The organism is Saccharophagus sp. K07 (assembly GCF_014336955.1).
GTDB lineage: Bacteria > Pseudomonadota > Gammaproteobacteria > Pseudomonadales > Cellvibrionaceae > UBA5868.
Genome location: NZ_QRAI01000001.1, coordinates 395814 through 420845 on the forward strand (window position 1 = coordinate 395814; position 25032 = coordinate 420845).

The window sequence follows — 25032 nt, forward strand, 5'->3', positions numbered from 1 at the left end:
CGAAATAAATTACTGAATCATCGCGCTGCAAGCAGAGGACTTGTTTCGTAAGTATGAGTATTTACTCATTTTATGAAAGCTCGTTGCATCAACCGTCCTGATTTATTCAGGGTGGTATAAATAGGACAGCTAGGGTTCCGATTATCGTCGCGATAATGTCTGGTCCGAGAGCTGTCGACCTTCTCCCTTCATTATTGTTGTCGGATATGAACTGCAGAAGGTTACACGGCGGGATAAAAGCCCGGGAGGTTCGAAAACAGCCAACTCATATTTATTGTGCTGTCGAGTCCTCTGTCCAAAATTCGTGTAACCATTTGGAGGTTCTGATGACCGGCAGTTTGCGCACTTTCGTTTTGCTCCTCTCTTGTTTTGCTTTTTTCGCTTCCACATCTGCCTATGCAGAGCCGCGAAAAAAATTCAGCATTTGCTGGTCGATTTACGCAGGCTGGATGCCGTGGGGATTGGCTGCGGACAACAGCATTGTTAAAAAATGGGCCGATAAATACGGAATCGAAATTTCCGTAGTGCAAATCAATGATTACGTAGAATCCATCAATCAATATACCGCAGGAAAATACGACGGCTGCTCCATGACCAATATGGATGCACTGACAATTCCGGCGGCGGGAAATGTGGATTCCACTGCGCTGATCGTTGGCGATTTTTCCAACGGTAATGACGGTATAGTATTAAAAAATAAAAATAGTCTGGCTGCTATAAAAGGCCAGAAAGTCAATCTGGTGGAATTGAGCGTGTCCCATTATTTATTGGCGCGCGCGCTCGATAGCGTCGGTTTGGCGGAAAAAGATATCAAGGTTGTCAATACATCGGATGCGGATCTGGTTTCCGCATTTAATACGGCGGATGTTACAGCAGTAGTAACCTGGAATCCGCTGTTATCCGAAATTCTCGCCATGCCCAACACCCACGCCGTTTTTGATTCGACCAAAATTCCTGGCGAAATCATCGACCTCCTGGTGGTCAACACCGAAACCCTGAAAGACAACCCGAATTTTGGCAAAGCACTGGTCGGCGCCTGGTACGAAACCATGGCGTTGATGAGCGCCGATAGTGAAGCAGGAAAAGCCGCGCGCAACGCTATGGGTAAAGCATCCGGAACCGATCTTGCCGGTTACGAAAAACAACTGGCGACTACCAAAATGTTTTATCAAGCCGCAGATGCGGTGGCCTTTACCAAAAGCGCCAGCCTGAAAACCACCATGCAGTATGTGGCGGAATTTTCGTTTGACCATGGATTGTTGGGCGAGGGTGCATCAGACGCGGGATTTATCGGCATAGAAACACCTGTAGGCATTTACGGCAATCCGAAAAATGTTCGTTTCCGCTTTGATCCGACCTATATGCAAATGGCAGCGGACGGCAAGTTGTAGAAGCTCACCAACGCCTGCATTTGGCGAATTTTAAGACAGCTTCATAATTACAATCGGGATGCCCCATGAAAAAATTGATCAATTGTGTTCCTGGGTGGGCTGCGCGATGGACGCTGGGACTGCTGCCGTTCGTGCTCTGTCTGGTGCTTTATCTTGTGGCGTCCAATGCCCGGTTAGCGGAAAACCAACACGATAAATTGCTGCCGTCTTTTTCCAGCATTGCGGGAGCCATCGATCGAGCTGCGCTAACGCCCGATAAACGCAGTGGTGAATATATTTTTTGGCAGGATACCGCTGCCAGCTTGTGGCGCTTGACCTTGGGGGTGGGGATAAGCGCGCTGAGCGCACTGATTATCGGTGTACTCAATGGCGCGATTCCCTATTTGCGCGCGCCTTTATCTCCCTTCGTTACTGCGTTGTCGTTAGTGCCGCCCATGGCCATTCTGCCGATTCTGTTTATCGTGTTTGGTCTTGGTGAGTTATCCAAAGTCATGTTGATCGTGATCGGTATTACGCCATTTTTGATTCGCGATATTCAGCAGCGGGTTTTGGAAATTCCATCAGAACAATTGATCAAGGCGCAAACCTTGGGTGCCAGCACTTGGCAAATTATCGTGCGCGTCATTTTGCCGCAGACTATGCCGAGATTACTTGCCAGTGTGCGTTTATCTCTCGGCGCTGCATGGTTGTTTTTAATTGCCGCCGAAGCCATAGCAGCGACTGAAGGCTTGGGATACCGCATATTCCTGGTGCGCCGTTATCTCTCCATGGATGTGATTCTTCCCTACGTGGTGTGGATTACCTTGCTGGCGTTTTTACTGGATTGGCTGCTGCGGAAAATATCCCGCTTGTGCTATCCGTGGTTTCACGCGCAAACGGAAAACGCATAAGGGGAATTGATTATGGCATTAATCGAAATTCGCAATCTGTGGAAAGAATACGGCTCTCAGGTTGTGCTGGAACAGCTCAACAAAACGGTTCATGAAGGTGAATTTGTCACTATCGTCGGCGCTTCCGGCTGCGGCAAAACAACGTTCTTGAAATTGCTGTTGGGCACAGAGTCGCCGAGTCGTGGACAGTTATTGCTGGACGGCGAACCTATGGTTGCCGAGCCGGGTGAGGAAAGAGGAATTGTTTTTCAGCGCTATTCCGTATTTCCTCATATGACCGTGTTGGACAATGTGGTGCTTTCCAGCGAATTAAAAAGCAGCCCATTTTTAGGCCGTTTATTCGGTAAAGCGCGCAAGGAAGCGGAAAAGTCCTCAATTGAAATGATCGAAGCGGTTGGTTTGGGGCACGCTTTGCGTAAGTACCCCCACGAGCTATCCGGCGGCATGCAGCAGCGCTTGGCGTTGGCGCAATCGCTGATCAAACGCCCGCGCATTTTATTGCTGGATGAACCTTTTGGCGCGTTGGATCCCGGTATTCGTGCGGATATGCATCAACTGGTGTTGTCGCTGTGGCGCGAGCACAAGCTGACCATCTTTATGATTACTCACGACATCAAAGAAGGTTTTTATCTGGGAACCCGTTTGTGGGTTTTCGATAAACATCGCGTCGATCCGCAGGCGCCCAACGCCTACGGTGCGCAAATTACCTACGATTTACCCGTTGATCGATCCGCGCAAAAAACGGCGGAAAAAATTGTTTCTCCGACGCAGATCAAACTGGCTGTCGGAGCGGCGTGATCAAACCTGTAATTTAATCGACAGACATAGGAGATATAGGGTGAAACCTAGTCTTTACAGCTATGCCGTGCCCGGCGCAAGCCATTGGTCTTTCCGTGTAAGACGCGGTCTTTCCATAAAAATGACGGATGTGGAAGGTGACGCAAATGTGGGAATGTTGATGTACAACCCGGAAGATTTGCTCGAGCGCTACAACGCGCCGGACACCCTGAAATGCCAGCACACTTTTAAATTAACCAAAGGCCACTGTTTATATTCGGATATGGGGCGGATTTTTTGCTCGATTGTCGATGACACCGTCGGCTGGCACGAAACCATCAGCGGCAACAGCAACGCGGAAACAGTCGCGACGCGCTGGGGCGCACGCGACTATCAGAGCGATCGCAATTTATGGAAACAAAACGGTTACGACAGCTTTTTGGTTGAACTGGCCAAATACGGATTGAATGGCCGAGATATGGCCGCCAATATCAATTGGTTTAGCAAAGTGGGAGCCGATGACAACGGCGTATTGCGATTAGTGCAAAACCACTCCAAACCAGGTTCCAGTGTGACTTTGCGTTTTGAAATGGACACGCTGGTGGTGCTGCACACCTGCCCACACCCAATGAATATTGAGGCGGAATATCCGCGCAAACCCGTTCTGTTTGAATTTTTCGAATCCAACGCTTTGGAGGCAGACGATATTTGCCGCGATAGTTGCGCCGAAAACCAGCGCGGATTTGCCAATAACATGCTGTATTACATGGGAGCTGCCCGATGACTGCGATGGTGCGTGAAAGTCTATTAAACGCGGAAAATGCCGTGCTGCGCGAAGTGGTGCGCGCCGGTGATTATTGGTTGAAAGAAATCAAAAAAGGGCAGACCTTCCGTATTTTGGATTTAGAAGGAAATCAGGCGGCCGATACCTTGTTTTACAACGCTGACGATCCCAGCGAGCGCTACAGCGCCACGGATACAGTGCGCGAACAAAGAAATTTGTATTTAACCGTCGGCAGTCAATTGCGTTCCAATTTAAATAACGTCATGTTGGAAATTGTCGCGGATACTTGCGGTCGGCACGATACCATAGGTGGTGCATGTGCAACGGAAAGCAACACAGTGCGTTATTCCTTGGAAAAACGCTGCATGCATGCCTGCCGCGACAGTTGGATGCTGGCACTTGCGGAACACGAACATCTCGGCATCAGCAAACGCGATATCACCCATAACATCAATTTTTTTATGAATGTTCCGGTAACGCGGGACGGTGGATTAACCTTCGCAGATGGCATTTCAGCACCGGGAAAATATGTGGAATTGCGTGCATGTATGAATGTGATTGTGCTGATTTCCAACTGCCCGCAGCTGAATAATCCCTGTAATGCCTACAATCCGACGCCGATTGAAGTTTTGGTCTGGAATTAATTTTTGCAACTCTGCTAACACGCTGACCAGGACGACCTGAGTCGGTTTACTGTGTATGTCGGGACGACCCGCCGGGAATCTCTTATGTTTAATAAAGTCATGATTGCCAACCGCGGGGCTATAGCCGTGCGGATTATCAAAACCTTAAAAAAAATGGGCATCTCCAGTGTGGCGGTTTATGCAGAGGCGGATGTCGATTCCCTTCATGTATCCCTTGCGGATGAAGCCTGGTCCTTAGGTGAGGGCATAGCCGCGCAGACCTATTTGGATCAACAAAAATTATTCGATATTTTGCAAAAATCCGGTGCGCAAGCCGTGCACCCTGGCTACGGTTTCTTAAGTGAAAATGCTGATTTTTGCCGCGCTTTGACGGAAAACAATATCGCCTTTATCGGGCCTACCCCGGAACAAATGATTGCCTTCGGTTTAAAACACGAAGCGCGTCGTTTGGCACAGGAGTGCGGTGTGCCGCTGTTGCCTGGAACATCGCTGCTGTCTTCCGTCGATGAAGCCGCAGAACAAGCGGAAAAAATTGGCTATCCGGTGATGTTGAAAAGCACGGCGGGTGGCGGCGGTATTGGTATGCAGATCTGCCGCAATCCCGAGCAGTTGCGCGCTTCCTGGCAGGGTATCAAACGGCTAAGCGCAAATAACTTCGCCAACGAAGGTGTATTTTTAGAAAAATACGTCGAACGCGCGCGCCATATCGAAGTGCAGGTATTTGGCGATGGCAAAGGCGAAGTGGTGGTGCTCGGTGATCGAGACTGCTCCACCCAGCGCCGCCACCAAAAAGTCATCGAAGAAGCACCTGCGCCCAATATCCCACCGCATGTGCGCCAGCAATTGCACGACAGCGCCAGTCGCCTTGCATCCTATGTGCATTACCGCAGCGCCGGGACGGTCGAATTTATCTATGACAGTGTGACCCATCAATTTTATTTTTTGGAAGTCAACACCCGCCTGCAGGTTGAACACGGCGTAACCGAAATGATTTACGGCGTGGATCTGGTCGAATGGATGATCCGCACGGCGGCGGGAGAAATGGAACCTCTGAATCATGTGCGCAAAAACTTGCAGCCAAAGGGACATGCTATTCAGGCGCGCATTTATGCGGAAAATCCCGCGCGCGATTTTCAGCCCTCGGCAGGCACGCTCAATGTGGTGCGCTGGCCGGAAGCAGAGACTGGAAAACTTCGTGTGGATCATTGGGTTGGTTCAGGATCGGTTATTTCGCCGCTTTACGATCCAATGCTGGGAAAAATCATCGCTTGGGCGGATACGCGCAAAAATGCCATAGAGCGTTTGAACGCAGCACTGGAAAAAACAGTGCTGGAGGGAATTGTCACTAACAGCGCTTATATAGGGGCCATTTTAAAAACAGATGCGCTGCTGCGCGGTGAAATTCATACCCGTTATTTGAATGATTTTTCTTATGTGCCGCAAAGTTGCGATGTGTTATCTCCGGGCACTTTGACCACCATTCAGGATTATCCCGGTCGACGCGGTTATTGGGATGTTGGTGTGCCGCCGTCTGGACCTTTTGACGATCTGGCATTTCGTTTGGGTAATCGCTTGCTCGGCAACCCAGAAGACGCTGCTGGTTTGGAAATCACCTTTAACGGTCCGACATTAAAATTCAATAGCCACCAGCGCTTGGTTCTGACCGGAGCGGAAATGGAAGCTTCCCTGGATGGCGAACCGGTCGCCTTTTACGAAGTTTTTAGCGTAAAACCGGGGCAAGTGTTAAAAATTGGCAAAATCAAAGGCGTCGGTTCGCGCGCTTATTGTTTATTTTCCGGCGGTATTCTCTGTGAAAATTACCTCGGCTCAAAATCAACTTTTACGCTTGGCCAATTCGGCGGTATTACCGGAAATGCCTTGCGCACGGGCGATGTACTCAGTTTCGATTTTGCGCAGGATGCGGCCATAACAAAATTGCCGGAGCAATTGCACCCGCAATTGAGCAATCACTGGCAATTGCGCGTGATTTACGGCCCTCACGGCGCGCCCGACTTTTTTACGCCAAAGGATATAGACACATTTTTTGCCAGCCACTGGCGCGTTCATTACAACTCCAGTCGCACCGGCGTACGTTTGATCGGACCAAAACCGGAATGGGCGCGTTCAGATGGCGGCGAAGCGGGAATGCATCCATCGAATATTCACGACAACGCTTATGCAGTCGGCAGTATCGATTTTACCGGCGATATGCCGGTTATTCTCGGGCCGGACGGTCCTTCACTCGGCGGATTTGTCTGTCCCGCCACAGTTATTGCAGCGGATTTGTGGAAGCTCGGCCAATTGCGTGCGGGCGATACCATACAGTTTATTCCGGTGAGCATTGACGATGCCGCGCAGCTTTTGGCTGAGAGACAACAGGCTCTGCAGTTGTTGGAAAATAAAATCGCCTGGGATCGCGAGATTGCGCGTGCAGAACTGCAATCGCCGATTTTGCGAACACTGCAAAAAAATCCCGAAGACGAGCCGGTGGTTTATCGTCCATCAGGTGAGTGTCATCTGCTGGTGGAATACGGTTCTCTGCGCTTGGATCTGGTGCTGCGTTTCCGCGCGCACACTTTGATGTTGTGGTTGCAAGAGCAGCGCAAGAAAAACGGGCTGTTGCAGGATGCGATTATCGATCTCACCCCGGGAGTTCGTTCTCTGCAAATTCATTACGACCCGCTGTTATTGCCGCTTAATGAACTGCTCGATTTACTCGAACGCGCGGAAGACGAATTGCAGAATATCAAAACCACTCGCGTGCCTTCGCGCATTGTGCATTTGCCCTTGAGTTGGGACGATCAAGCCTGTCGTTTGGCCATCGAAAAATATAGGCAGTCGGTGCGCAAAGACGCGCCCTGGTGTCCGAGCAATATCGAATTTATTCGTCGCATTAATGGCTTGGACTCCATAGAAGAGGTTAAAAAAATCGTTTTTGATGCGAGCTATGTGGTGATGGGGTTGGGCGATGTTTATCTGGGCGCGCCCGTTGCAACACCGCTTGATCCACGCCATCGTTTGGTGACAACCAAATACAACCCGGCGCGCACCTGGACGGCGGAAAACTCCGTAGGCATCGGTGGTTCTTATATGTGTATTTACGGCATGGAAGGGCCGGGGGGTTATCAATTTGTCGGCCGCACTCTGCAAATGTGGAATCGCTATCGCCAAACCGAAGAATTCACCAAGCCTTGGCTGCTGCGCTTTTTCGATCAGATCCGTTTTTATGAAGTGTCCGCAGAAGAATTAGCGCAGATCCGCCGCGATTTTCCTCTCGGTCGCCATCACGTAAAAATCGAGCAGACCTATTTTGATCTAGAGGAATACCAGGCATTTCTTGCGCGTGAGCAGAAATCCATCGACGCATTCGTCAAAACACGCAACGTGGCTTTTGAAGAGGAATTGCAGCGCTGGGTGGAATCTGGACAAATGCACTACGAAAGCCAGAGCGCCGACGAGGATGCTGCAGAACATGGGGAACTCGAACAGGGCGCTATAGCCGTGGAAAGCCCCGTGGCCGGGAATATCTGGCAAGTGCTGGTCAAACCCGGCGATAAGATTTCGGCTGGCGATATAGTGTGTGTTCTAGAATCCATGAAAATGGAAATTGAAATTCCGTCACCCGAGTCGGGTATCGTCAAAGCGGTTAAACGACAACAAGGACAGTCAGTAGCTGCAGGGCAGGCGATAGCTGTATTGGAAATGGCGTAAGACAAGTGGGCTTAAATTACAAAACCTATTGGGGTTTTCCTTCATTTGATGGAAACCTCGATCATACATTCAGTTTTGATTATGGCGAATTTGAGGATATTGCAGAGGAGAAGAGTAATATAACGGGGGATAATTACTCGAGTAGAACTCAATAACCCGGGTGATGCGCAAAAGATTGTGAAGAGTTGTGCTGATCAACAAGCGGGTGCACGATTCCGCGATTAGGTGTAACAGAACTCAAAATCAACGTAATTGCCGCCTGAACCAGAACGATAAATAACAATTCTTTTCGACGAAACATGGCCAACTCCTAAATGGTCCCGAAAAAATCCAGCAATAGCGGAGCAGGCTGTTGGACTTGAGGAGTTTCACATGACGCCAGAGCAAAATGATTGCGCTGTAGCTGACGGTTGTGCGTCAGGTGACCCTGCCTCAAACAGATTCTGCCCCGCATATTGCTGGCAAACCGATTGATTATGAGAGCGTCCGCACTAGACGACCTTGTATTGGTGCGAACAGAAAGCGACAACTCACTGCTTTCTGGGCTCCGCCGACATACTGTCCGGCAGATGACCGCATCTCCTTTTGCGGTCGACGTAAGCTTTTATTCTCTGTGATCGAGTTGCTCGGTCAGCTGAACCACAGCGTGTTGCGAGGACTCTGGGACAATTTCCAGTTTGTCCACAACCTGTTTCACGCCTTGGGTATTCTTGACCAGCCAATACATCAGTATTTTTTCTGCCTCGGAATTGACGGAACCGCTCAGTGTGACAACTTGATTGCGGGTTTCCACGTCGATTTCAATTCCGCTCGTGATTCTGTTAGCCAACAATTGCGAACGCACTTTGTTGGTGATAGTCACATTCGAAAGACGATTTTGATTATCTTTTTGTAACTCCACCGATTGCACCGAAGATTCCCACTGTTCCGGCGCCACTATTAATCGGTTAACAACCTTATTAATGCCTTTAACACTTAGAGCAAACTGTTCGGCTAAAGCTTTGCTCGTTTCAGAATCCACATATCCCTTTAGGATCGCGAAATTGTTTTGAATCTCAACTCGAATATCTTTGGAGCGAAGATAAGGGCTAAAAATAAATGCGCCTTCAATCACTCCTTTCTGCCAGCTTTGCAAATCATTTGCCCAGGCTGCGCTCGCAAGACTCTGCAATGCGATAGCACATAAGCAGGCAATGGAAAAAATACTGAGTTTTTTATTTTTCATTGCACGCCGGGGTTGAGTTCCAAAACATTTAGGTTAAAACTGCCCGTTCTTAGCCGGACCGACCGTAATCAAGGTTTGAGCTTTTAAGACTCGCCTCGATCATACATGGCGACTTGGCCTTTAGCGGCTTTCATGCCAAAAATTAAAAAATCTTTTTACATCAACATGTTATAAACTTTTCAACAAGTCCCAGGGGTGATTGGACCTGTTTGAACCCCTCGTTTTGTTGGTAAAAAGCAACGCGGTTTTATTGTTTTCATAAAAAATCCTTTAAAATCAAAGGTCTGTTTTGTTGCAATTTTGCAACATTCGAAGTGGAATTCCTAAGATGTTTCGACTCTTAAACCGTCTGACGCTGACCCGTCAGTGGATATTGGCGACATTATTGGCGATTTTGCCGCTCGTGATTGCGGTGCTCTACGCCGCGCAATATCTGATGTTGCAGGCGCAAAGCCAGAGGGAGATGGTGGCTTCTGTTGGCCGCCTAAATGAGATGGATTCGCAAATCAGCAAACAGATCAGCAGTATCGAACGCTCGGCCCGCCAGTATTTGCTGTTGCGTACGCCTCGTTTTTTGGAAATTTTCCAGCAGCATATAGAGGTGGTGTTGCCAGTACTTAATCAGCTTGGCGCAGATCTGCCGCAAAGTCAGTCTGCGGCCTTGTTGCAGGAAGTGATCAAAGTAATTGCGCAGGAGCTGAGTCAGACTGCACCGGAGCTTATTGCGCAGGAATCGATCTCGGCCAATTTTCAGCAGGCCAACGCTTTGGCTCGCCAGCTGAGCGATGAGGTTGATCAAAGGGTGCAGGAGATGCTGGATGAGAGCGACCTGCAGTTTGAGCAAATCATGCGGCACCTTTTGTTGATCGGAGTTTTCGCCCTGCCGGGCACTTTGTTGTTGGTCGTGTTGTCATCTGTCGCTGTGACTCGTCCGGTGAGAAGGTTGGCATACGCGATACGGCGTTTGGGGTTGGGTCATTGGGATGAGCCGATCCAGATCAGTGGGCCGGCGGATTTGCGGTCTCTTGGCGCAAACCTGGAGTGGATGCGTCATCGTTTGGATGCCACAGAGAAGCAGAAGCAGGCGTTTTTGCGTCATATGACCCATGAGCTCAAGACGCCGTTGGCCGCAATCGTGGAAGCGGGCGCGTTGTTACGCGACGAGGTGCCTGGGCCGGCGAACACTGCGCAACAGCAGGTTGTGTCCATTTTGATGAGCAATGCGGATAACCTGCATGTGTTGATTCAGCAATTGTTGAACTACAACGCAGTGGCACATGGCATGCTTAACGCCGACGCAAACGTTGATCTGGCAGCCTTGTGCAATAGAATTCGCACCAAATTGATGGACTCCCGCCCATCGAGTCGCTGCGAATGGTCCATATCCGGGAAACCCAACATCATCCGGAGTGATCCACAGGCATTGGAAATGATTCTCAGTAATTTAATGTCCAACGCACACGACTTTACTCCGGAATCCGGTAGAGTGGCGGTCACCTGGGGGCAGGAGTCAGATAGCTGGTGGCTGAAGGTGACGGACAACGGTCCCGGCATGACCCCGGAGGAGCGCGAAAAGATTTTTAAGCCGTTTTTTCAGGGCAGAGCCCGCCGGCGCGGTCCGTTAAAAGGAACCGGATTGGGGTTGGCCATTGTGCAGGAGTGCGTTGCCCACCTGCAGGGCACTATAGAAGTGACTTCCAGCGCAGAAGGAAGTGAATTTACTGCGCGTTTCCCGCTTCGCAGAGAGAAATAAGAAATGAAATATTGGTTATTGCTGGCTTTGAGTATTACCAGCGGTTGCTCGACTGCTCTTTTTCCTATTGATTCAGCGTTTACCCCCAAACCGGTGGAGGTGCGCGAGGGCGTGTTGCAGCCTAGCCGCTCAGTCAATCAGTTGTTGGTGGAACGGCTGACGCTATGCAACAAACCACCTGCCGAGCAGGACGAATATCTGAATCGCATCATGATTTCCAAAGAGCGCGGGGCAACCAATGGGGTGGATGAGGATAAACTCAATGCGCTCTTGTTTGCTTCGTGCAAGCCCGCACGCACCCCGGGAATTCTCAATCAGTTGCTGGCGGAACTGACGGCTGCCGGCACTTGGCCGGAGGAGTACGCGGCGTTTTTTGATTTGATCATCGCTGGTCAAAGGGCGTACGCATCGGTGGAAAAAGTCTATGTCGATCTGGAAAAAGCGCACACGGACTTAAAACAGGAATTCGCCAATTTACAGCAGGAGCACGAAAAAACCATTCAGGGACTCAGTGAGATAGAGGCACAAATTGAGCAGCAAACCGTCAACAATACCCCGTGATTTTATGAGCCGAGCCAATGTTTTATTAGTCGACGACGACGCTGGCATGTTGCAGTTGCTGGCGATGCGCTTGGGGGCTCTCAATTACACCACCCGCAGTGCCAACAGTGGTGTCGAGGCCTTGGAGTTGATTCGCCAGGAATTGCCGGATGTGGTCATCACCGACTTGCGCATGGAGGAGATGGGCGGGCTGGCGCTGTTCGAAAAAATCCATACCGATTGGCCGACTCTGCCAGTCATCATCATTACCGCCCACGGTTCCATTCGGGAAGCCGTGGAAGCCACGCAAAAAGGCGTGTTTTCGTTTTTGACCAAGCCGGTCGACAAAGACGAGCTGGTGACCACGCTGAATCAGGCGGTGAGTCATCAGCCGGAAACGCCGCGGGATAAACAATCCTGGGCGCAGAATTTCAATACCTGCAGTTCGAAGATGTACCAGCTGTTGGAGCAGGCGCATCTGCTGGCTGCCAGTGATGTCAACGTGTTGATCAGCGGTGAAAGTGGTACCGGTAAAGAAGTGCTGGCGCGCACACTGCATCAACAGAGCCGTCGTTCAGATAAGCCATTTGTGGCGATCAACTGCAGCGCGATTCCCAGCGAAATGCTGGAGTCCGAATTGTTTGGTCATTTAAAAGGTGCATTTACCGGTGCCAGCCGCGATCACGAAGGTCTTTTTGTGGCGGCAGAAGGCGGTGTGGTATTTCTCGACGAAGTCGGTGATATGCCGCTGCCGCTGCAAGCCAAACTGTTGCGCGTGTTGCAGGAAAAAGTCGTGCGCCCGGTGGGCGGCACTAAGGATCGACCCATCAATGTGCGCATTCTCTCCGCGACTCACCGCAACCTGCTGGAAGCCATTCAGAACCAGCAATTCCGCGAAGACCTTTACTATCGCCTCAACGTGGTCAATCTGGCCCTGCCCAGTTTGCGCGAACGCAAAGAAGATATTCCGCTGCTGGCAAAACATTTCTTGCGCGCCATTGCCGAGCGCACAGGTACGGCCCCCAAAAGCCTAGCTCCCAGAGCGCTGAGTGCGCTGCTGGCCTACCATTGGCCGGGCAATATCCGCCAGTTGGAAAACGTCATAGAGCAAGTGGTGGCGCTCGCGCCCGGCATGGTGATTCCGGAAACCCTGGTGGAAAATGCGCTGCCTTATTCCCACCAGGTCAAAACCAAAAATCTCACCGATGCGAAAAAAGATTTCGAGCGGAAATACGTTGAAGATCTGCTGCGCGCAACGCAGGGCAGTATCACCGAAGCGGCCCGTCTTGCCGGGCGCAATCGTTCGGACTTTTACAAAATTGTGCAGCGGCACGGTGTTGATGTGGAACGCTTTAAAGTCGGTCTCGTCAACGACTGAACGCAACCCAGGGAATTTATATGGCCTCGCGGGATAAGTTGTGCCGACTTTTCGATGCCGCCGTAAAAAACAGCGGTTTTGGCGCATTTTTGGTGTTGTCGGGCGTTATTTTGGGGGCCATATCCTCGCTTTACGCCACGGAAATCAAAGACGGCAGTGAATACACCCTCTATTTTTGCATCGCCTGCGCCGCATTTTTGGTGATGTGGACGCTGCGCGATTGGCGCTTGAATGTGGAGCGCATTCAGCACAATCAAAAATTGAATCTGGCGCAGCAGCAATTAATGGAAACCGTGCGCACTATGCCGCCGCAAAATATGTTGGGTGCGTACGGCAAGGCCTATCGATTTCTGTCCGAGCATTTTCACAATTTGCAGGAGTCGACGGAAAATGATCCGCAAATTGCCTTGGAAAAAGTGGAGGAGGCCATTCGGCTTTCTCTCAGCGCCCTGTGTTCCATTATCAGCGCTTTCGAAAATTACCCGACCCATACGGTTTATTCCGCCAACATCATGCTTTACCGCAAAAGCCGGGATTTGCTGGCCGAGCCGGAATTAAAAGACGCGGTTCTCCGGCGGCTGAAATTTGTGGATGTCCGGTCTCTCGATGGTTTGGCGGGGGTTTTGGATTTGGAGCTGAAATTGTCTTTCTCCTCGCTTAATGAGGACGAAGAGACCACCTATCCGGATGCCCGTTTGGAACCTATCGCTTTACCCATCCCGGAGTTGGATGCGTCCTTACCGGGGCGCACGCGTTATATTCCGGGGGCGCCGACGGCCTTTCGCGACGAGCCATGCCTGATTCCGGACAGCCGTGATATGGCCCGCATAGTGGAAGAAAACTGCGATGTGTCACCGAGTGTGGTACGGGCGGTGGAAACCTACTTCCACGAGCAGGCCAACAAAGGTCTGAACAGCTGGCTATCCGTGCGCATCAACGATCGCATCCCGGAGAGGGGCATCCTGAATATCCATTGCAATCGCCCCGATATCCTGGTGGACGAGAAACAGGTGTATACTTACGTCAATCTCATCATTCCATTTAAGGAAATGATTGATCAGCTGTTGACGCGCAGGCAGGCGTTGATGGTGCAGATAGCCGGGGGTTAAACATGAGCAAGTCCAGCAGTGCCGCGAATAAATCCGCCGAATATGTCGAGAGCGTCAGAAATCTGAACCGCATGTTGCGACAAATGCGCAATGGCCAGTGGATGGAAGCTTCCAACGAGCCGGTGCCAGTCAAAATTCTAGGAAAACCCTCTCCCGAGCCCAACCGCTCCGCTAAGACAAAATAAGAAGGATTTAGCTCTTTTTAGAGCTAAATCTGCGCAATTCTTCCTAATCAATCTTTTTTCATAAATGTTCTGCCCTGTATCCGTGCAAAAGAAGTGAGTTGGCCCCTTGGCAGGGCAACGGAAACGGCCTCAACAATCCATTCTGACGGATCTATCTTTTTGAAACGAAAGGATTTTTCCAGCATTTTTTGGTATTGGCGCAAGCGTTGCTGAAGAGCCTTTGCACCAATATTCAGAAGGGGAAAGCTTATGAATATACCGTTGCGAGAAGCAGAACAATGGTTTGCCTGCATACGCTCCAGTAGCTGTACACCCGATCAGCGAGCGGAATTTCTCGAATGGCTGTACGAGGATTCCCGCCACGGCGAAGCATTTGCCGTAGTAGAAAAAGAAAACGGCCGCGTCCGCCCGGATTTTTCCTGGGTGCGAGCGACCAAATATGAATATGGTTGATGTTGTTTAGATAAAAGAAAAAGTTATTGCCTATCCTGTTTGACGCAAAAAGGGTTATCAGAGTTGGCCAGTGTTTGATCGAAATCTGATTGTCGACAATACTCCACACATCAGAATTCGAGGGAACGGTCATGGCCGCTTTGATACCTGCCATCAATTCTTGCCTATCTCGTATGACTCCTGGCGAACGGCGCTTTGCCCAGCGCCTGGAGCAATTCCTGGAAGACGACTACCTATGCTGGTATGACGTGCCAGTAGGCCCAAAAGGGCTGCATCCGGATTTCATTATTCTCCACCCTCGGCGTGGGATTTTGATTTTGGAGGTTAAGGACTGGCGGCTGGATACCATTCAGACGATTGATAAAGCCTCGGCTACCTTGCTGACTGCCCAAGGCGTCAAGCATGATTCCAATCCTCTCGAACAAGCTCGTCAGTATTGCCACGCGGTAGTGAAATGCCTGGAACGCGACCCGCAATTGGTGTACCCACCTGATCATGCATTTAAAGGCAAGCTCATCATGCCTTTTGGTCATGGAGTGGTGTTGAGCAATATTACTCGCCAACAATTCGATAGCACTGATCTGCGAGAGGTGATTCCTTCCAATCGGGTGATTTGTCGTGACGAAATGACGGAGTCGGTAGACCCCGAAGTTTTTCAGTCTCGTTTATGGAATATGTTTACGGTCAAATGTCACTGTCCTTCCCAACAATCCTCATGTCACCAAACTGCTGAAGCAATTGGTTGACGAAGTTGGGCAGGAGTTTGGATTGGAGCATGGACCGAGAGATAAATGGTTTAACGACAGTGTTAGCTTTATTGGTCTTCAATCTACTTCAAATACCATCGTTTTTAACCATTCTCATCTCGTCCTGAAAGCTGCTGATTGGCATGAGATGCTGGCACACAAAATAACGGCTTTTCGTGGTGAGCGCGATATTAATGACGCTATTCATTTCCTGAAGGAAATTCCGAGCCTGTCAAAACAAGACGTGTTTGCCAAAGTATCGAAATTCCGCCCATTTGTTCCGAGTATTGAGGATGCGAAATTTCAATCCCGGTTTGATCTGATTTGGGAGCGGGTGCATGGAAAATCTTGATACCACTCTGGATCGCATGGTGGATGCGCTGGTTGCCCATGAGGAAATTCAGTTTTTAGATCTCGTTCAATACGTTTGGAGACGGGGTTGGCCTTTGTCTTCTGCTAAAAAGCCAAATGATAATGACGCTCTGCGCCTTGCGTTGAAAGCCTGCTTGATTGAGCGGATGGTAGAGATTTGGAATGCGCCTCCAAAAAACTCCAACGAGCAGGTACCTGATTGGTGCGAAAAGGTACCTTCGTCTCCTGCCCATTTTTCAGTAATAAGCCCTGAGAGCCGAGTCTTTTGGGAAAATGAAGACGGCTCTCCTATCTTCCAGCGTCGTAATATCTTCGCTCCTCGCGATTTTATGTTTTTCTTATGAACCCGATCCCCATTCTCGACATAGAAGCCAGCGGCCTTCACTTCGATTCATACCCGATAGAAATTGCTGTACTTGTTGGCAATGAGGTTCGATCTTGGTTGATTAAACCGGAGAAGGGTTGGGATTATTGGAGTGAAACAGCAGAGGAAATGCATGGAATATCTCGCGAGGTGCTTGAGCAAAAAGGAACGGCTGCGGAGCTGGTTGCGCTGGAGTTGAATGATTTAGCGGAAGCGGTCGGTGGGGTTTTTTATAGTGATGCTGTTTTTTGGGATGAGGATTGGTTAAAAACCATGTTTTTCTCAGTGAAATTGCCCATGCATTTTCGAGTTGCTTCTATATTTGATCTTCTTTCCTCCGAGGAAACGGATATTTATCGGAGCGCGGCGACTGAATTGGCTGCTTCTGGCCGTTATAAAATTCATCGAGCCGAAGGGGATGTGCTGCGGATATGGCACGCTCTTGAGGCGGCAAAGGCTGCTTTTTAGTCATATCTTATATCTCATTCCCTATTGGAAAGCTCCTACAGAACAAAAAAACGCTTGACGAACCCTCTCCACAAGCCTAATTTAACCAAATGGTTAAATACGATATGCAACTCGATTCCGTCTTCACCGCTCTGGCTCATCCGGCGCGGCGGGCTATGTTGGCTCGGTTGGGAAGGGGGGAGGCGACTGTGGGGGAGTTGGCGGAGCCTTTGGAGATGTCCCTGCCAGCGGTGACCAAGCATTTGAAAATGCTGGAGCGGGCGGGGCTGATCAGTCGAGGCAAAGATGCGCAGTGGCGGCCTTGCAAATTGGAAACGGCGCCATTGGAGATGGCGGCGGACTGGATCGAGAACCAGCGAAAAATCTGGGAAGACCGTTTGGATCGGCTGGAAAATTATCTACATACATTGGCAGAGCAGGAGAAAAAGCCATGAGTCAGAGCGAGCAAGAACGCGAAGTGATTGTGCAGAGGGAAATTCCCTTTTCTCGGGAATTGGTTTGGAAAGCTATGTCGGATCCAAACCATGTGAACAACTGGTGGGGACCAGACGGTTTTAAAAATGAAAATGTGGTGATGAGTTTTTCCGTCGGCGGCACCTGGACATTTGATATGGTTGCGCCGGACGGCACTCGTTTTCCCAATCACTCCGTATTTAAAGAAATTATTCCTCTGGAAAAAATTGTCTACGACCACGGCGACGGCACGCGCATCTGGTTTGAGTGCACTGTGACTCTAATGCAAACTGCAAAAGGCACGCTGGTTACTATTCGTTCTTTATTCCCAACCAAGGAAGAGCGCGACGAAGTAGTGGAAAAATATGGCGCAATCGAAGGTGGCAAACAGCATTTGGCAAGCTTGGAAGCCTATATTGCGCAGCATTTTATTTAAATTCACCCTGCGGCAGACCAGATCTGGCTGCCGCTTTCTTCTGCTATTCCAATTCTTTGTATTCAAACCATTTAAAATCCGCCGGTTTTCTCGTTCCTGATAAATCCTGGCAGGCCATACCGACAAAATTCCCCGTAAATCCGCAGGGCATGGCGTGTTCATCGCTGAGAATAGAGGCATCTTGTTCCCAACTGACGGCGGTCCAATTTTTTTCATCAGCTGAATAATAAAAGCGAATGCGATCGTCCAGGATGGTGAGTTTCAGACAGACAGCATCCCATTTATCGAGCGGATATTCTTTTTCGATGGGATAGCTGATTACACCTTTTTCGCATTTCATCAGACCGAGACAGCGTTTGGAGTGGGGCGCACAAGTTAAATACAGATAATAAAAACTGTCGGTGTTGTAAAAGGCGACGAGCCCCGCCATTTGCTGGAAATTCTCCGGATGAAATTCCACGCAGGTGGAGGCTTCGATATGGAAATCTTGTTGCCGTCGCGCAATCAGGCTTTGTTCGAATAATGAGGTAATGCTCTCGCGGCCAAATAATCGCAAATAGCCTTTGCGGGCGCTCAGGCTGCTGATGTCATCGATGCGTACGCGCGGGGCCATCCAGTGAATGGGCAATTTGTCTGTGTCGAAGGTTTCGCGTTCGGGTGCTTTGGGCCAGGGGCGGGGCGGTAAATCCGGTACTTGTACTTCATCCGCAGGCTCCTGGCTGCTGCTCGCCAGGCGCGGCCAGCCGTCTTGCCAAACAATCGGCTGCAGCGATGTTTCCCGCCCGAGAATCGAGCGACCATTGGCTAAACGACGACGGCATAAATGGGCGAGTAACCAACTGCCATCGGCGTTTTGCACAAAACTGCCATGGCCGGCGGATTGCAAGCGCAGTTGAGGGTTTTGGTTGCTGCTGATCAGCGGATTATTCGGCATAACTTCGTAAGGGCCGGTAATGTTTTGGGCGCGCGCAACGGTTGCCGCGTGCGTAGTGAAAGTGCCGCCCTCAGCGGTAAGCAGGTAATACCAGCCGTCTTTTTTATAAATATGCGGGCCTTCCACCAAACCTAATTCGGTACCGCGAAAAATATTGGTCACCGGGCCGACCAGAGATTTTTTCTGCTCGTCATATTCCTGCAACAAAATACCGCCAAAAGCATTATTTCCAGGGCGGTGGTCCCACACCATATTCAGCAGCCATTTGCGGCCATCGTCGTCGTGAAATAACGAAGGATCGAAACCGGAGCTGTTGAGGTAAATCGGTTCCGACCAGGGGCCTTCAATGTGTGATGCGGTGACCAAGTAATTGTGTACGTCTTTAAAACTGCCAGCCCAGCGGCGGGAGATGGTGTAGATGAGATAAAACAGACCATTGTTATAGCTCAGGCAGGGCGCCCAAACGCCGCCGGAATTTGGGCAGCCGCGCAGATCGAGTTGTGAGTAGCGGGTGAGTGGATAGGCTGCGGTGCGCCAATGGACGAGATCGCGAGAGTGGGCTATCTGCACACCGGGAAACCATTCGAAGGTGGAGGTGGCAATGTAATAATCATCTCCAACTCTGAGAATGCTTGGGTCAGGGTAAAAGCCGCGTAAAACCGGGTTTTGCACGATGGGCATGGCGGGGCCTCCTTGGGGCGATGATTTGTTATAGGTGTTGGTTAGAGATCACTTCTTACCGCAAGCCGCAGAATCCTACACCTTAAGTGCTTCGGACATAAATCCACCACAACGGCAGATCCCATAATTGCCAGCTGTATCACGGGCGGTGATGCGGTTAACAGGTACGCTTTAGCGTTTAGGGGCAAGTACGAATAAGAAGAGGGGCAAAATGTCTGGCGTACAGTTTAGTCTTGGCAAAATGATGGGAATCGCAATAGTGCTGATGGGCTTGGTAGCCTGCGGCGGCAATGGTGGGGCGTCCTCTTCCTCTTCGTCCGGTTCTGCATCATCGTCCTCTTCTTCTAGCTCTGCATCGTCGAGTAGCTCCTCTTCTTCCAGCAGTTCGTCATCTTCATCCAGCAGTTCTTCGAGCAGCTCATCCAGTTCGTCAGGGGTTGCCTATAAAAATGGCGATTACATTATCGGGATGGATATTTCCTACTGGTCGGAACAATTGGCGCGCGGCGCGCGCTATATAGACACCGATGGCAACACCAAGGATTTATTGGCGTTGTTGAAAAATCACGGCGTTAATTTTATTCGCCTGCGCACTTTTGTTGATCCATGGGCGCCCTATGGATATGCCGCCAATACCAATGGTTGCTCGGGCAAAAGCCAGCCATTTTTAGGCAAGGAAGACATTGTCAGCACGGCGCAAAAAATCAAAGCAGCGGGCATGGGGCTGTTATTGGATTTTCATTACAGCGATACCTGGGCTGATCCCGGCAAACAAATTATTCCCGAATCCTGGCGTGGCGCGCGCAATATCGATGAATTGGCAAATTATGTAAGCCTGTATACACGTGATGTATTGGAGTCCTTAAAGGCGGTTAATGCGCTGCCGGATATGGTGCAAGTGGGCAACGAAATTACGCCGGGAATGTTGATTCATGTTCCGAGCAACAATACGGATTGTTGGGGCAATAATTCTTCGGTTAATACTGGCTTCAATGGTCAGGCGAATGACAACAACTGGCCGAATTTAGCGCGTTTATTGCGCGCGGGATTAACGGCAGTAAAACAGATTGATCCGTCCATTGAAACGGTTCTGCATATTGAAAGCACTGGCAAGCCTTCTACCGTGGAATGGTGGGTGGACAGCGCACTGCGGCAGAATCTGCAATTCGATATTTTAGGCTTTTCCGCCTATGCGGCGTTTCAGGGACCTGTTTCCAACTGGTCGAACTATTTTCAACGTTATGCGGCGCGTTATCCGCAGTTGGATTTTTTGGTTGTGGAATACAATCCGGAAGCGCGTTTGTTGAACGATATTATGCGTGCTCTACCCAATGGGCGCGGGCGTGGAACCATAGTTTGGGAGCCGACGGAATCCGGTTCTTGGGGAGGGGCGTTGTTTAATTGGTCCGCAGGTAATGTGTATACGGCAATTCCAGCGCGTTTTCAGGTGTATGATCAAATAAGATCGCAGTTTTAATTTTCGCCCTCACCCAGAAGAGGGGGAGTTTACAGGTGCTTGTTTTGATAGGACACGATCTTCTCCTCCTGCTTCAACTCCTCTCCCTCTTGGAGAGGATTTAGGTGAGGGCGATATTGGGGCGTTCAATCGAGGGAAGTTAGAGATATTTGGATGTGTCGAAAAGGAAAAAGGCGCTTGAAAATCTCAAGCGCCGGATAAGCTCCTATTGATCATCTGCCGAGTCAGACAGCGATCGCTCTCGCGCTCGCTCTTCGGTATCCGTGCCAATATTGGATTCAGGGACTTCATCGTTTAAGTCCCGATTTTGCGAAACAGCCTCCTTGTCTTTTGCTCCAACTGCCGCTTGCAGATTTACGGCTTTTTGCAAGTGATGTTGCAGCTTTGGCAGTGTTTTTTGAGTAAAGGCTTTTATTTCTGCGTCGTCGCTGTTGGCAGCTTTTTGAAACAAGCTCAGGGTTTGTTTATGAGCGGCAACCTGGTTGTTGGCATAAGCCTCGTCGAAGGATTGACCATCACGCTGTTTGAGAACAAGCGCCTTGGCTTGGTTCATCAATTCAGCATCTTTCGCGATTTTTAAATTCTTTTTTTGCGCTAAGGCAGCCAATTCTTGATTCGCTTTTTTATGGTCTTCGATCATCGATTGGGCAAATTCGCGCACCTCCGGCGACTGGCTTTTCTGTAGCGCTAGTTGCCCCGTCTCAATTTCCGCCAATCCTTTAGCGGAAGCTTCTTCCACAAAGTCTTTTGGATCTATTTTATCTTTATCGGCCGCCATAAGTGCGGTGCCAGGAATAGTGCCTGCTAAAAACACAGCAAGAAAAAATTTTTTCATGGAAGTCATTTTGTTCGCCTCAGTAAATGAAAAATAAAGGTCAAAAGCAGCACGCTTGCTTGATGAGATGGCAAGGGGTTTTAGCAATTCGTTTGCCAGAAGGCGAATCTGATTGAATAGCAATGACTTAGAGGAATTTTAAAAACAGGGTAATTACAAATGATTGTAGAGAACTGAGTGGCTTCGTTGTAACTTCTGCTAAAGACGCACGGGGCGGGCCTTAACATAAAGTTGAGCCGATAAAAAAACTCGTCCCTGAGTAAGCGGGCTCAATTCAGTTGTGGAGCAGCCCATTCCACAATGTCTTTACTCAAATCTTTCAGGCATTTGCGGGTTGCGGAGCAAACCGTTGAGACAGTGCCGAGATCGAGCACATTGCTGGACGGGGTTAGCTGATTAAGGGTTGCTATAGCGCAGGTGTGCTTGGCGGTGGTGAGGTCGTTTCCCTTGATCACTGCAGCGGTGACTTGGACTTTGGGCAGCGGAGAGTTGGTGTTGTCACCAAAGGAGCGCTTGTTGTCCAGTACCAACTGTTCTACGTCAATTGCAATAACCGGAATAACGCCATTGCGGATTTTGTCTGCCGTCTTGGCGGGTTCTAGTACCAGGCCTTCTTTTTTGCCTTGCTCGACCATCAACTTCACTAGATGTTTGTCGATATCACAAGGAAACTCCGATTGAGAGTAGTTATAACCTTTAACATTGAAGCCAAAATTTTCATTGATATAAGCCCTGGGTGCTTCTGCCGCAGAGACCCCGATCGAGCAAGCTAAGAAGGTGGCCAGGGTCGCAAAGTGAATCTTTTTCATATCGCCTCCTTATAAGACGTTACAGTAAGTCGCCGTACGCTCAGCTCTTGTCGCTACGGCATGTACCCAATATACGGCAACCCGATCCGCTTTCCCTGACGGTCCGTTAACCTGTGACTTACCTTTCTCTTACCAAATAAAACCCATTAAAAATCAACGGGTTAAAAATAGGGTTTGCACAGCTGTTGCTTGTATCTTCAGCTCCCGGTCCGGCAGAATGGACACTACTCGGTAAACGGTAATCCGAGGGAAAAATAATCATAAAGAGAATAGGTGTTCCGGCAGTGACAGACGCAGAAAGAAACCGGTTCATGCTGGGCGACCTTTTAGTGTCGCCTCAACACAACAAGCTCTCTTCTCAGGGCCGCTCGCTGACGCTGCAGCCCAAGGTCATGGCTGTGCTGTGTTATTTGGCCCAGCACCGGGATCGGGTGGTCAGCAATGAAGAGTTGTTGGACCATGTGTGGAAGGGCCGGGTGGTCACGCATGCTTCAGTGCAAAAGAGCATCAACGCATTGCGCAATGCCTTTGCTGAGCTGGCAGGGGACAAAGAATGTATCGCGCATTTCTCCAAGCGGGGTTACCAACTGCTCCTGCCCGTTACGCCATTGGAGCCGGAGGAGCCGGTAAGTCAGCAAGACAGCTCAAGCTCATCCTCATCCTCCAATAAAACGAACCCCCGAGTGCGCACAGGGCTGGTGGGAGCAGGGGCCGTTTTATTGCTGGGGCTTGTGGCGGCAGTACTCTTTTTCACCTTTAGGCAACAGAACGGCCCTGAGCAATCCATCAGCGATATTGAGCGTCATCACGTCACTGCGTTTAAGGGCATCATGGGTGTGACCAATGAGACGGGACATGAGCGAGGGGCAGAACCGCATCCGGACGGAAGGCGAATTGCTTATGTGAAGGATATCGGCAATGTCACTGGGCGCTCGCAAAGCCAAATCATGATTCGCGATGAGCGCGGCCGCGACTGGCTTCTAGCGAGTGTTGACGGCTCCTGGGCCGATTTGGCGTGGTCACCCAGCGGACGCAATCTGGTGGCAACGGAGATTCGCCGCGCGGAAGGACTACCCTGGGCGCCGGCCTATTTCGAAAAGCCCAACTATCTCTACACATTCCATATCTTCACCCTGGATTTTCGCGGTGAACGCTTGATCGAGAAGAATCTGCTCAGTCAGTGGCAAGGTGTCGTTGAGAGTGTGACCTGGTGGGATGAAAACACTATCGAATTTATCGCATCTCAGGGGCCCAATTCCGTCAACGAACGGTACAGGTATGTGGTTGCTGATCAAACTCTTTCTTTGCATCCATCGCCGAGCGATGGTTTTGTTCCACTAAAAAGTGCCGTGCGCAACAAAATTTCCGCCTTGGTGAGCCAGCGTCGCGGATCTGCGCAACTGGAATTTATCGATGCGCGCGATCAGGTGTTGGCCCGCTGGCCACTGCCTACCAGTGGAGTGGATATCAGTTGGATTCCCGATGGCAGTGGCATTTTGTTAAGCGAAACAGATAACCAAAAACTTTATAACGTGTATTTAACGGGCGAGGTTGAGCCAGTTGTGTTGCCGCCTAACGCCGGTTTATCTATTTCCAGACCGCGCTACAGCAACGATGGTGAAACCATTTTGCTCTCCGCGGCGCAGGAGCGGGCGGAATTTTACCTGGATAAAACTGGTGCTTTGGCAAGCGAAAGCAAAGTGGCATCCGGCAATTACGCTAATGATTCGCCATTATTTTCCAGCGATGGCAACGACATTGTTTTTCTTTCTCGTCGCAACGGAAATTATCAGCTGTGGCGTTGGCATGGTCAGTCCGAAGAGCAATTGTTTAGCTTTACCAAACGCCCGAGCAAAATTCTGTGGCCAGCAGATCAGGATTTTCTGATTTATCGGCAAGGAAAAGCCATTTGGCAATATCACCTTGGCAGCCGTACGCCCGTTCAATTGTTGGAAAAAGCTGAGAGGGCAGAGCCGCTTGGATACGATTCGGTGAATCGCTCCATCTGGCTGGTTAAACAGCTGAATGATGTGCGGAATATCTGGCGCCATGATTTGGAAAAAGGAGCAGAAAGACAACTGACGTTTGGCTCAGTCGGCAGCGCATTTGAATATCGCGGCAATATTTATTTCCAATACACAGGTCAACCCGGTTTATGGTTGTTGAGCGAAACCGAACAAAATCCCCGAAGAATCAGTGTTAATTTGCCGGAAAACAGCAAGTTATTGCGTATCAGCCAAGATGCAGTCTTCTTCGTGTCTGGCGGGCCGTGCCGTGAATCTCCGCCACAAAAATTGGATTTAAAAACTGATACGGTTGTAGATGCCATGCAGCGAACTCGGACACAGGTGATCAGCCACGATTTCCACCCACAGAAAGGTGTTCTCCACAGTCATTGCACTCTGCCCGAGTCCAATATTCTTAAGCTGACTGCGCAAGCGAACGAAAAGTAAAGCTCGTTCGCTTTATGCTCCACATGCATTGGTTGCAGATCCTCACGCGTCGGTTGGACTTGTTGCAGACCAAGCAAAAATTCATGTCGATTTAGTTCTGGCTCGAACGACAATCATCCGTATCCATGGATTCTAGTAGCGCCATGGAGCTAAACCCGCTTGAT

General features: G+C 50.0%; 25 protein-coding genes and 1 riboswitch. Of the genes, 20 read left to right on the top strand and 5 right to left on the bottom strand.

Annotated elements, in window-relative coordinates; genetic code table 11:
• Positions 1 to 118 precede the first annotated feature (118 nt).
• Positions 119 to 250: riboswitch (guanidine-I (ykkC/yxkD leader) on the top strand.
• Between the two features lie 76 nt (positions 251 to 326).
• The 6 genes from DWB84_RS01635 to uca all read left to right on the top strand — a co-directional run bounded on the left by DWB84_RS01635 (position 327) and on the right by uca (position 8197).
• Entirely contained in the window at positions 327 to 1391 is a 1065-nt protein-coding gene (locus DWB84_RS01635) for a putative urea ABC transporter substrate-binding protein (protein ID WP_187408018.1), read from the top strand.
• Between the two features lie 65 nt (positions 1392 to 1456).
• On the top strand, positions 1457 to 2281 hold the full coding sequence (locus DWB84_RS01640) for an ABC transporter permease (protein ID WP_187408019.1): 825 nt from the start codon (positions 1457 to 1459) through the stop codon (positions 2279 to 2281).
• A 12-nt stretch (positions 2282 to 2293) separates the two neighbouring features.
• On the top strand, positions 2294 to 3079 hold the full coding sequence (locus DWB84_RS01645) for an ABC transporter ATP-binding protein (protein WP_187408020.1): 786 nt from the start codon (positions 2294 to 2296) through the stop codon (positions 3077 to 3079).
• A 40-nt stretch (positions 3080 to 3119) separates the two neighbouring features.
• A complete protein-coding gene (locus DWB84_RS01650; protein ID WP_187408021.1) occupies positions 3120 to 3842 on the top strand; it encodes an urea amidolyase associated protein UAAP1 in 723 nt (240 codons plus the stop codon).
• Between the two features lie 5 nt (positions 3843 to 3847).
• Positions 3848 to 4486 carry an urea amidolyase associated protein UAAP2 gene (locus DWB84_RS01655; protein ID WP_187408906.1) on the top strand — a complete coding sequence of 213 codons (639 nt, stop codon included), beginning with the start codon at positions 3848 to 3850 and terminating at the stop codon, positions 4484 to 4486.
• Positions 4487 to 4570: 84 nt separating this feature from the next.
• Positions 4571 to 8197 carry an urea carboxylase gene (gene uca / locus DWB84_RS01660; RefSeq protein WP_187408022.1) on the top strand — a complete coding sequence of 1209 codons (3627 nt, stop codon included), beginning with the start codon at positions 4571 to 4573 and terminating at the stop codon, positions 8195 to 8197.
• 148 nt (positions 8198 to 8345) lie between these two features.
• Here uca and DWB84_RS01665 read toward each other — a convergent pair whose 3' ends face one another.
• Both DWB84_RS01665 and DWB84_RS01670 read right to left on the bottom strand, forming a co-directional pair.
• Complete coding sequence (locus DWB84_RS01665) at positions 8346 to 8498, bottom strand: hypothetical protein (RefSeq protein ID WP_187408023.1); 153 nt, start codon at positions 8496 to 8498, stop codon at positions 8346 to 8348.
• Positions 8499 to 8801: 303 nt separating this feature from the next.
• A complete protein-coding gene (locus DWB84_RS01670) occupies positions 8802 to 9422 on the bottom strand; it encodes a BON domain-containing protein (RefSeq protein WP_187408024.1) in 621 nt (206 codons plus the stop codon).
• A gap of 328 nt (positions 9423 to 9750) precedes the next feature.
• Between DWB84_RS01670 and DWB84_RS01675 the strand changes: the two genes are divergently transcribed.
• From DWB84_RS01675 to DWB84_RS01730, 12 genes are all read left to right on the top strand, one after another.
• Positions 9751 to 11175, top strand: a complete 1425-nt coding sequence (locus DWB84_RS01675) for an ATP-binding protein (protein ID WP_187408025.1) — start codon at positions 9751 to 9753, stop codon at positions 11173 to 11175.
• A 3-nt stretch (positions 11176 to 11178) separates the two neighbouring features.
• Positions 11179 to 11736 (top strand): hypothetical protein, encoded by a 558-nt coding sequence (locus DWB84_RS01680; protein ID WP_187408026.1) that lies wholly within the window; start codon positions 11179 to 11181, stop codon positions 11734 to 11736.
• Positions 11737 to 11740: 4 nt separating this feature from the next.
• Positions 11741 to 13093: a sigma 54-interacting transcriptional regulator gene (locus DWB84_RS01685; RefSeq protein ID WP_187408027.1), complete on the top strand. Its 1353-nt coding sequence runs from the start codon at positions 11741 to 11743 to the stop codon at positions 13091 to 13093.
• A gap of 20 nt (positions 13094 to 13113) precedes the next feature.
• Entirely contained in the window at positions 13114 to 14202 is a 1089-nt protein-coding gene (locus DWB84_RS01690) for a hypothetical protein (RefSeq protein WP_187408028.1), read from the top strand.
• A 2-nt stretch (positions 14203 to 14204) separates the two neighbouring features.
• On the top strand, positions 14205 to 14387 hold the full coding sequence (locus DWB84_RS01695; protein WP_187408029.1) for a hypothetical protein: 183 nt from the start codon (positions 14205 to 14207) through the stop codon (positions 14385 to 14387).
• A 249-nt stretch (positions 14388 to 14636) separates the two neighbouring features.
• Complete coding sequence (locus tag DWB84_RS01700; RefSeq protein ID WP_187408030.1) at positions 14637 to 14840, top strand: FecR/PupR family sigma factor regulator; 204 nt, start codon at positions 14637 to 14639, stop codon at positions 14838 to 14840.
• A gap of 131 nt (positions 14841 to 14971) precedes the next feature.
• The gene (locus tag DWB84_RS01705) at positions 14972 to 15586 is read left to right on the top strand and encodes a nuclease-related domain-containing protein (protein WP_222867979.1); all 615 of its coding nucleotides are present in this window, start codon (positions 14972 to 14974) and stop codon (positions 15584 to 15586) included.
• Positions 15579 to 15938: a hypothetical protein gene (locus DWB84_RS01710; RefSeq protein ID WP_187408031.1), complete on the top strand. Its 360-nt coding sequence runs from the start codon at positions 15579 to 15581 to the stop codon at positions 15936 to 15938. The genes DWB84_RS01705 and DWB84_RS01710 overlap by 8 nt, the downstream gene beginning before the upstream one ends.
• Positions 15925 to 16302 (top strand): hypothetical protein, encoded by a 378-nt coding sequence (locus DWB84_RS01715; protein WP_187408032.1) that lies wholly within the window; start codon positions 15925 to 15927, stop codon positions 16300 to 16302. Before DWB84_RS01710 ends, DWB84_RS01715 begins: the two co-directional genes overlap by 14 nt.
• Positions 16299 to 16790, top strand: coding sequence for a hypothetical protein (locus DWB84_RS01720; protein WP_187408033.1), 492 nt, complete (start codon positions 16299 to 16301; stop codon positions 16788 to 16790). The genes DWB84_RS01715 and DWB84_RS01720 overlap by 4 nt, the downstream gene beginning before the upstream one ends.
• A gap of 104 nt (positions 16791 to 16894) precedes the next feature.
• Positions 16895 to 17224 carry a helix-turn-helix transcriptional regulator gene (locus DWB84_RS01725; RefSeq protein ID WP_187408034.1) on the top strand — a complete coding sequence of 110 codons (330 nt, stop codon included), beginning with the start codon at positions 16895 to 16897 and terminating at the stop codon, positions 17222 to 17224.
• Positions 17221 to 17679 (top strand): SRPBCC domain-containing protein, encoded by a 459-nt coding sequence (locus DWB84_RS01730; RefSeq protein ID WP_187408035.1) that lies wholly within the window; start codon positions 17221 to 17223, stop codon positions 17677 to 17679. Before DWB84_RS01725 ends, DWB84_RS01730 begins: the two co-directional genes overlap by 4 nt.
• Before the next feature lie 43 nt (positions 17680 to 17722).
• Here DWB84_RS01730 and DWB84_RS01735 read toward each other — a convergent pair whose 3' ends face one another.
• The gene (locus tag DWB84_RS01735; protein ID WP_187408036.1) at positions 17723 to 19294 is read right to left on the bottom strand and encodes a glycoside hydrolase family 43 protein; all 1572 of its coding nucleotides are present in this window, start codon (positions 19292 to 19294) and stop codon (positions 17723 to 17725) included.
• 211 nt (positions 19295 to 19505) lie between these two features.
• Here DWB84_RS01735 and DWB84_RS01740 point away from each other — a divergent pair, with 211 nt between their 5' ends.
• Positions 19506 to 20771, top strand: coding sequence for a glycosyl hydrolase 53 family protein (locus tag DWB84_RS01740; protein WP_187408037.1), 1266 nt, complete (start codon positions 19506 to 19508; stop codon positions 20769 to 20771).
• A gap of 205 nt (positions 20772 to 20976) precedes the next feature.
• Here the strand turns inward: DWB84_RS01740 and DWB84_RS01745 are convergent, their stop codons facing one another.
• Together DWB84_RS01745 and DWB84_RS01750 are read right to left on the bottom strand one after the other, a co-directional pair.
• A complete protein-coding gene (locus DWB84_RS01745; protein ID WP_187408038.1) occupies positions 20977 to 21615 on the bottom strand; it encodes a DUF4142 domain-containing protein in 639 nt (212 codons plus the stop codon).
• 260 nt (positions 21616 to 21875) lie between these two features.
• The gene (locus tag DWB84_RS01750; protein WP_187408039.1) at positions 21876 to 22415 is read right to left on the bottom strand and encodes a hypothetical protein; all 540 of its coding nucleotides are present in this window, start codon (positions 22413 to 22415) and stop codon (positions 21876 to 21878) included.
• A 311-nt stretch (positions 22416 to 22726) separates the two neighbouring features.
• Here DWB84_RS01750 and DWB84_RS01755 point away from each other — a divergent pair, with 311 nt between their 5' ends.
• Positions 22727 to 24868, top strand: a complete 2142-nt coding sequence (locus tag DWB84_RS01755; RefSeq protein ID WP_187408040.1) for a winged helix-turn-helix domain-containing protein — start codon at positions 22727 to 22729, stop codon at positions 24866 to 24868.
• Positions 24869 to 25032 lie beyond the last annotated feature (164 nt).

Bases quoted from the DNA above. Each gene is read 5' to 3' on its own strand.
- DWB84_RS01690 (WP_187408028.1), top strand. From the start codon at position 13,114: ATGGCCTCGCGGGATAAGTTGTGCCGACTTTTCGATGCCGCCGTAAAA.
- DWB84_RS01750 (WP_187408039.1), bottom strand. From the start codon at position 22,415: ATGAAAAAGATTCACTTTGCGACCCTGGCCACCTTCTTAGCTTGCTCG.
- DWB84_RS01635 (WP_187408018.1), top strand. From the start codon at position 327: ATGACCGGCAGTTTGCGCACTTTCGTTTTGCTCCTCTCTTGTTTTGCT.
- DWB84_RS01705 (WP_222867979.1), top strand. From the start codon at position 14,972: ATGGCCGCTTTGATACCTGCCATCAATTCTTGCCTATCTCGTATGACT.
- DWB84_RS01735 (WP_187408036.1), bottom strand. From the start codon at position 19,294: ATGCCCATCGTGCAAAACCCGGTTTTACGCGGCTTTTACCCTGACCCA.
- DWB84_RS01670 (WP_187408024.1), bottom strand. From the start codon at position 9,422: ATGAAAAATAAAAAACTCAGTATTTTTTCCATTGCCTGCTTATGTGCT.
- DWB84_RS01640 (WP_187408019.1), top strand. From the start codon at position 1,457: ATGAAAAAATTGATCAATTGTGTTCCTGGGTGGGCTGCGCGATGGACG.
- DWB84_RS01645 (WP_187408020.1), top strand. From the start codon at position 2,294: ATGGCATTAATCGAAATTCGCAATCTGTGGAAAGAATACGGCTCTCAG.
- DWB84_RS01655 (WP_187408906.1), top strand. From the start codon at position 3,848: ATGGTGCGTGAAAGTCTATTAAACGCGGAAAATGCCGTGCTGCGCGAA.
- DWB84_RS01745 (WP_187408038.1), bottom strand. From the start codon at position 21,615: ATGACTTCCATGAAAAAATTTTTTCTTGCTGTGTTTTTAGCAGGCACT.
- DWB84_RS01665 (WP_187408023.1), bottom strand. From the start codon at position 8,498: ATGTTTCGTCGAAAAGAATTGTTATTTATCGTTCTGGTTCAGGCGGCA.
- DWB84_RS01730 (WP_187408035.1), top strand. From the start codon at position 17,221: ATGAGTCAGAGCGAGCAAGAACGCGAAGTGATTGTGCAGAGGGAAATT.
- DWB84_RS01680 (WP_187408026.1), top strand. From the start codon at position 11,179: ATGAAATATTGGTTATTGCTGGCTTTGAGTATTACCAGCGGTTGCTCG.
- DWB84_RS01685 (WP_187408027.1), top strand. From the start codon at position 11,741: ATGAGCCGAGCCAATGTTTTATTAGTCGACGACGACGCTGGCATGTTG.
- DWB84_RS01755 (WP_187408040.1), top strand. From the start codon at position 22,727: ATGCTGGGCGACCTTTTAGTGTCGCCTCAACACAACAAGCTCTCTTCT.
- DWB84_RS01700 (WP_187408030.1), top strand. From the start codon at position 14,637: ATGAATATACCGTTGCGAGAAGCAGAACAATGGTTTGCCTGCATACGC.
- DWB84_RS01720 (WP_187408033.1), top strand. From the start codon at position 16,299: ATGAACCCGATCCCCATTCTCGACATAGAAGCCAGCGGCCTTCACTTC.
- DWB84_RS01715 (WP_187408032.1), top strand. From the start codon at position 15,925: ATGGAAAATCTTGATACCACTCTGGATCGCATGGTGGATGCGCTGGTT.
- DWB84_RS01725 (WP_187408034.1), top strand. From the start codon at position 16,895: ATGCAACTCGATTCCGTCTTCACCGCTCTGGCTCATCCGGCGCGGCGG.
- DWB84_RS01695 (WP_187408029.1), top strand. From the start codon at position 14,205: ATGAGCAAGTCCAGCAGTGCCGCGAATAAATCCGCCGAATATGTCGAG.
- DWB84_RS01740 (WP_187408037.1), top strand. From the start codon at position 19,506: ATGTCTGGCGTACAGTTTAGTCTTGGCAAAATGATGGGAATCGCAATA.
- DWB84_RS01675 (WP_187408025.1), top strand. From the start codon at position 9,751: ATGTTTCGACTCTTAAACCGTCTGACGCTGACCCGTCAGTGGATATTG.
- uca (WP_187408022.1), top strand. From the start codon at position 4,571: ATGTTTAATAAAGTCATGATTGCCAACCGCGGGGCTATAGCCGTGCGG.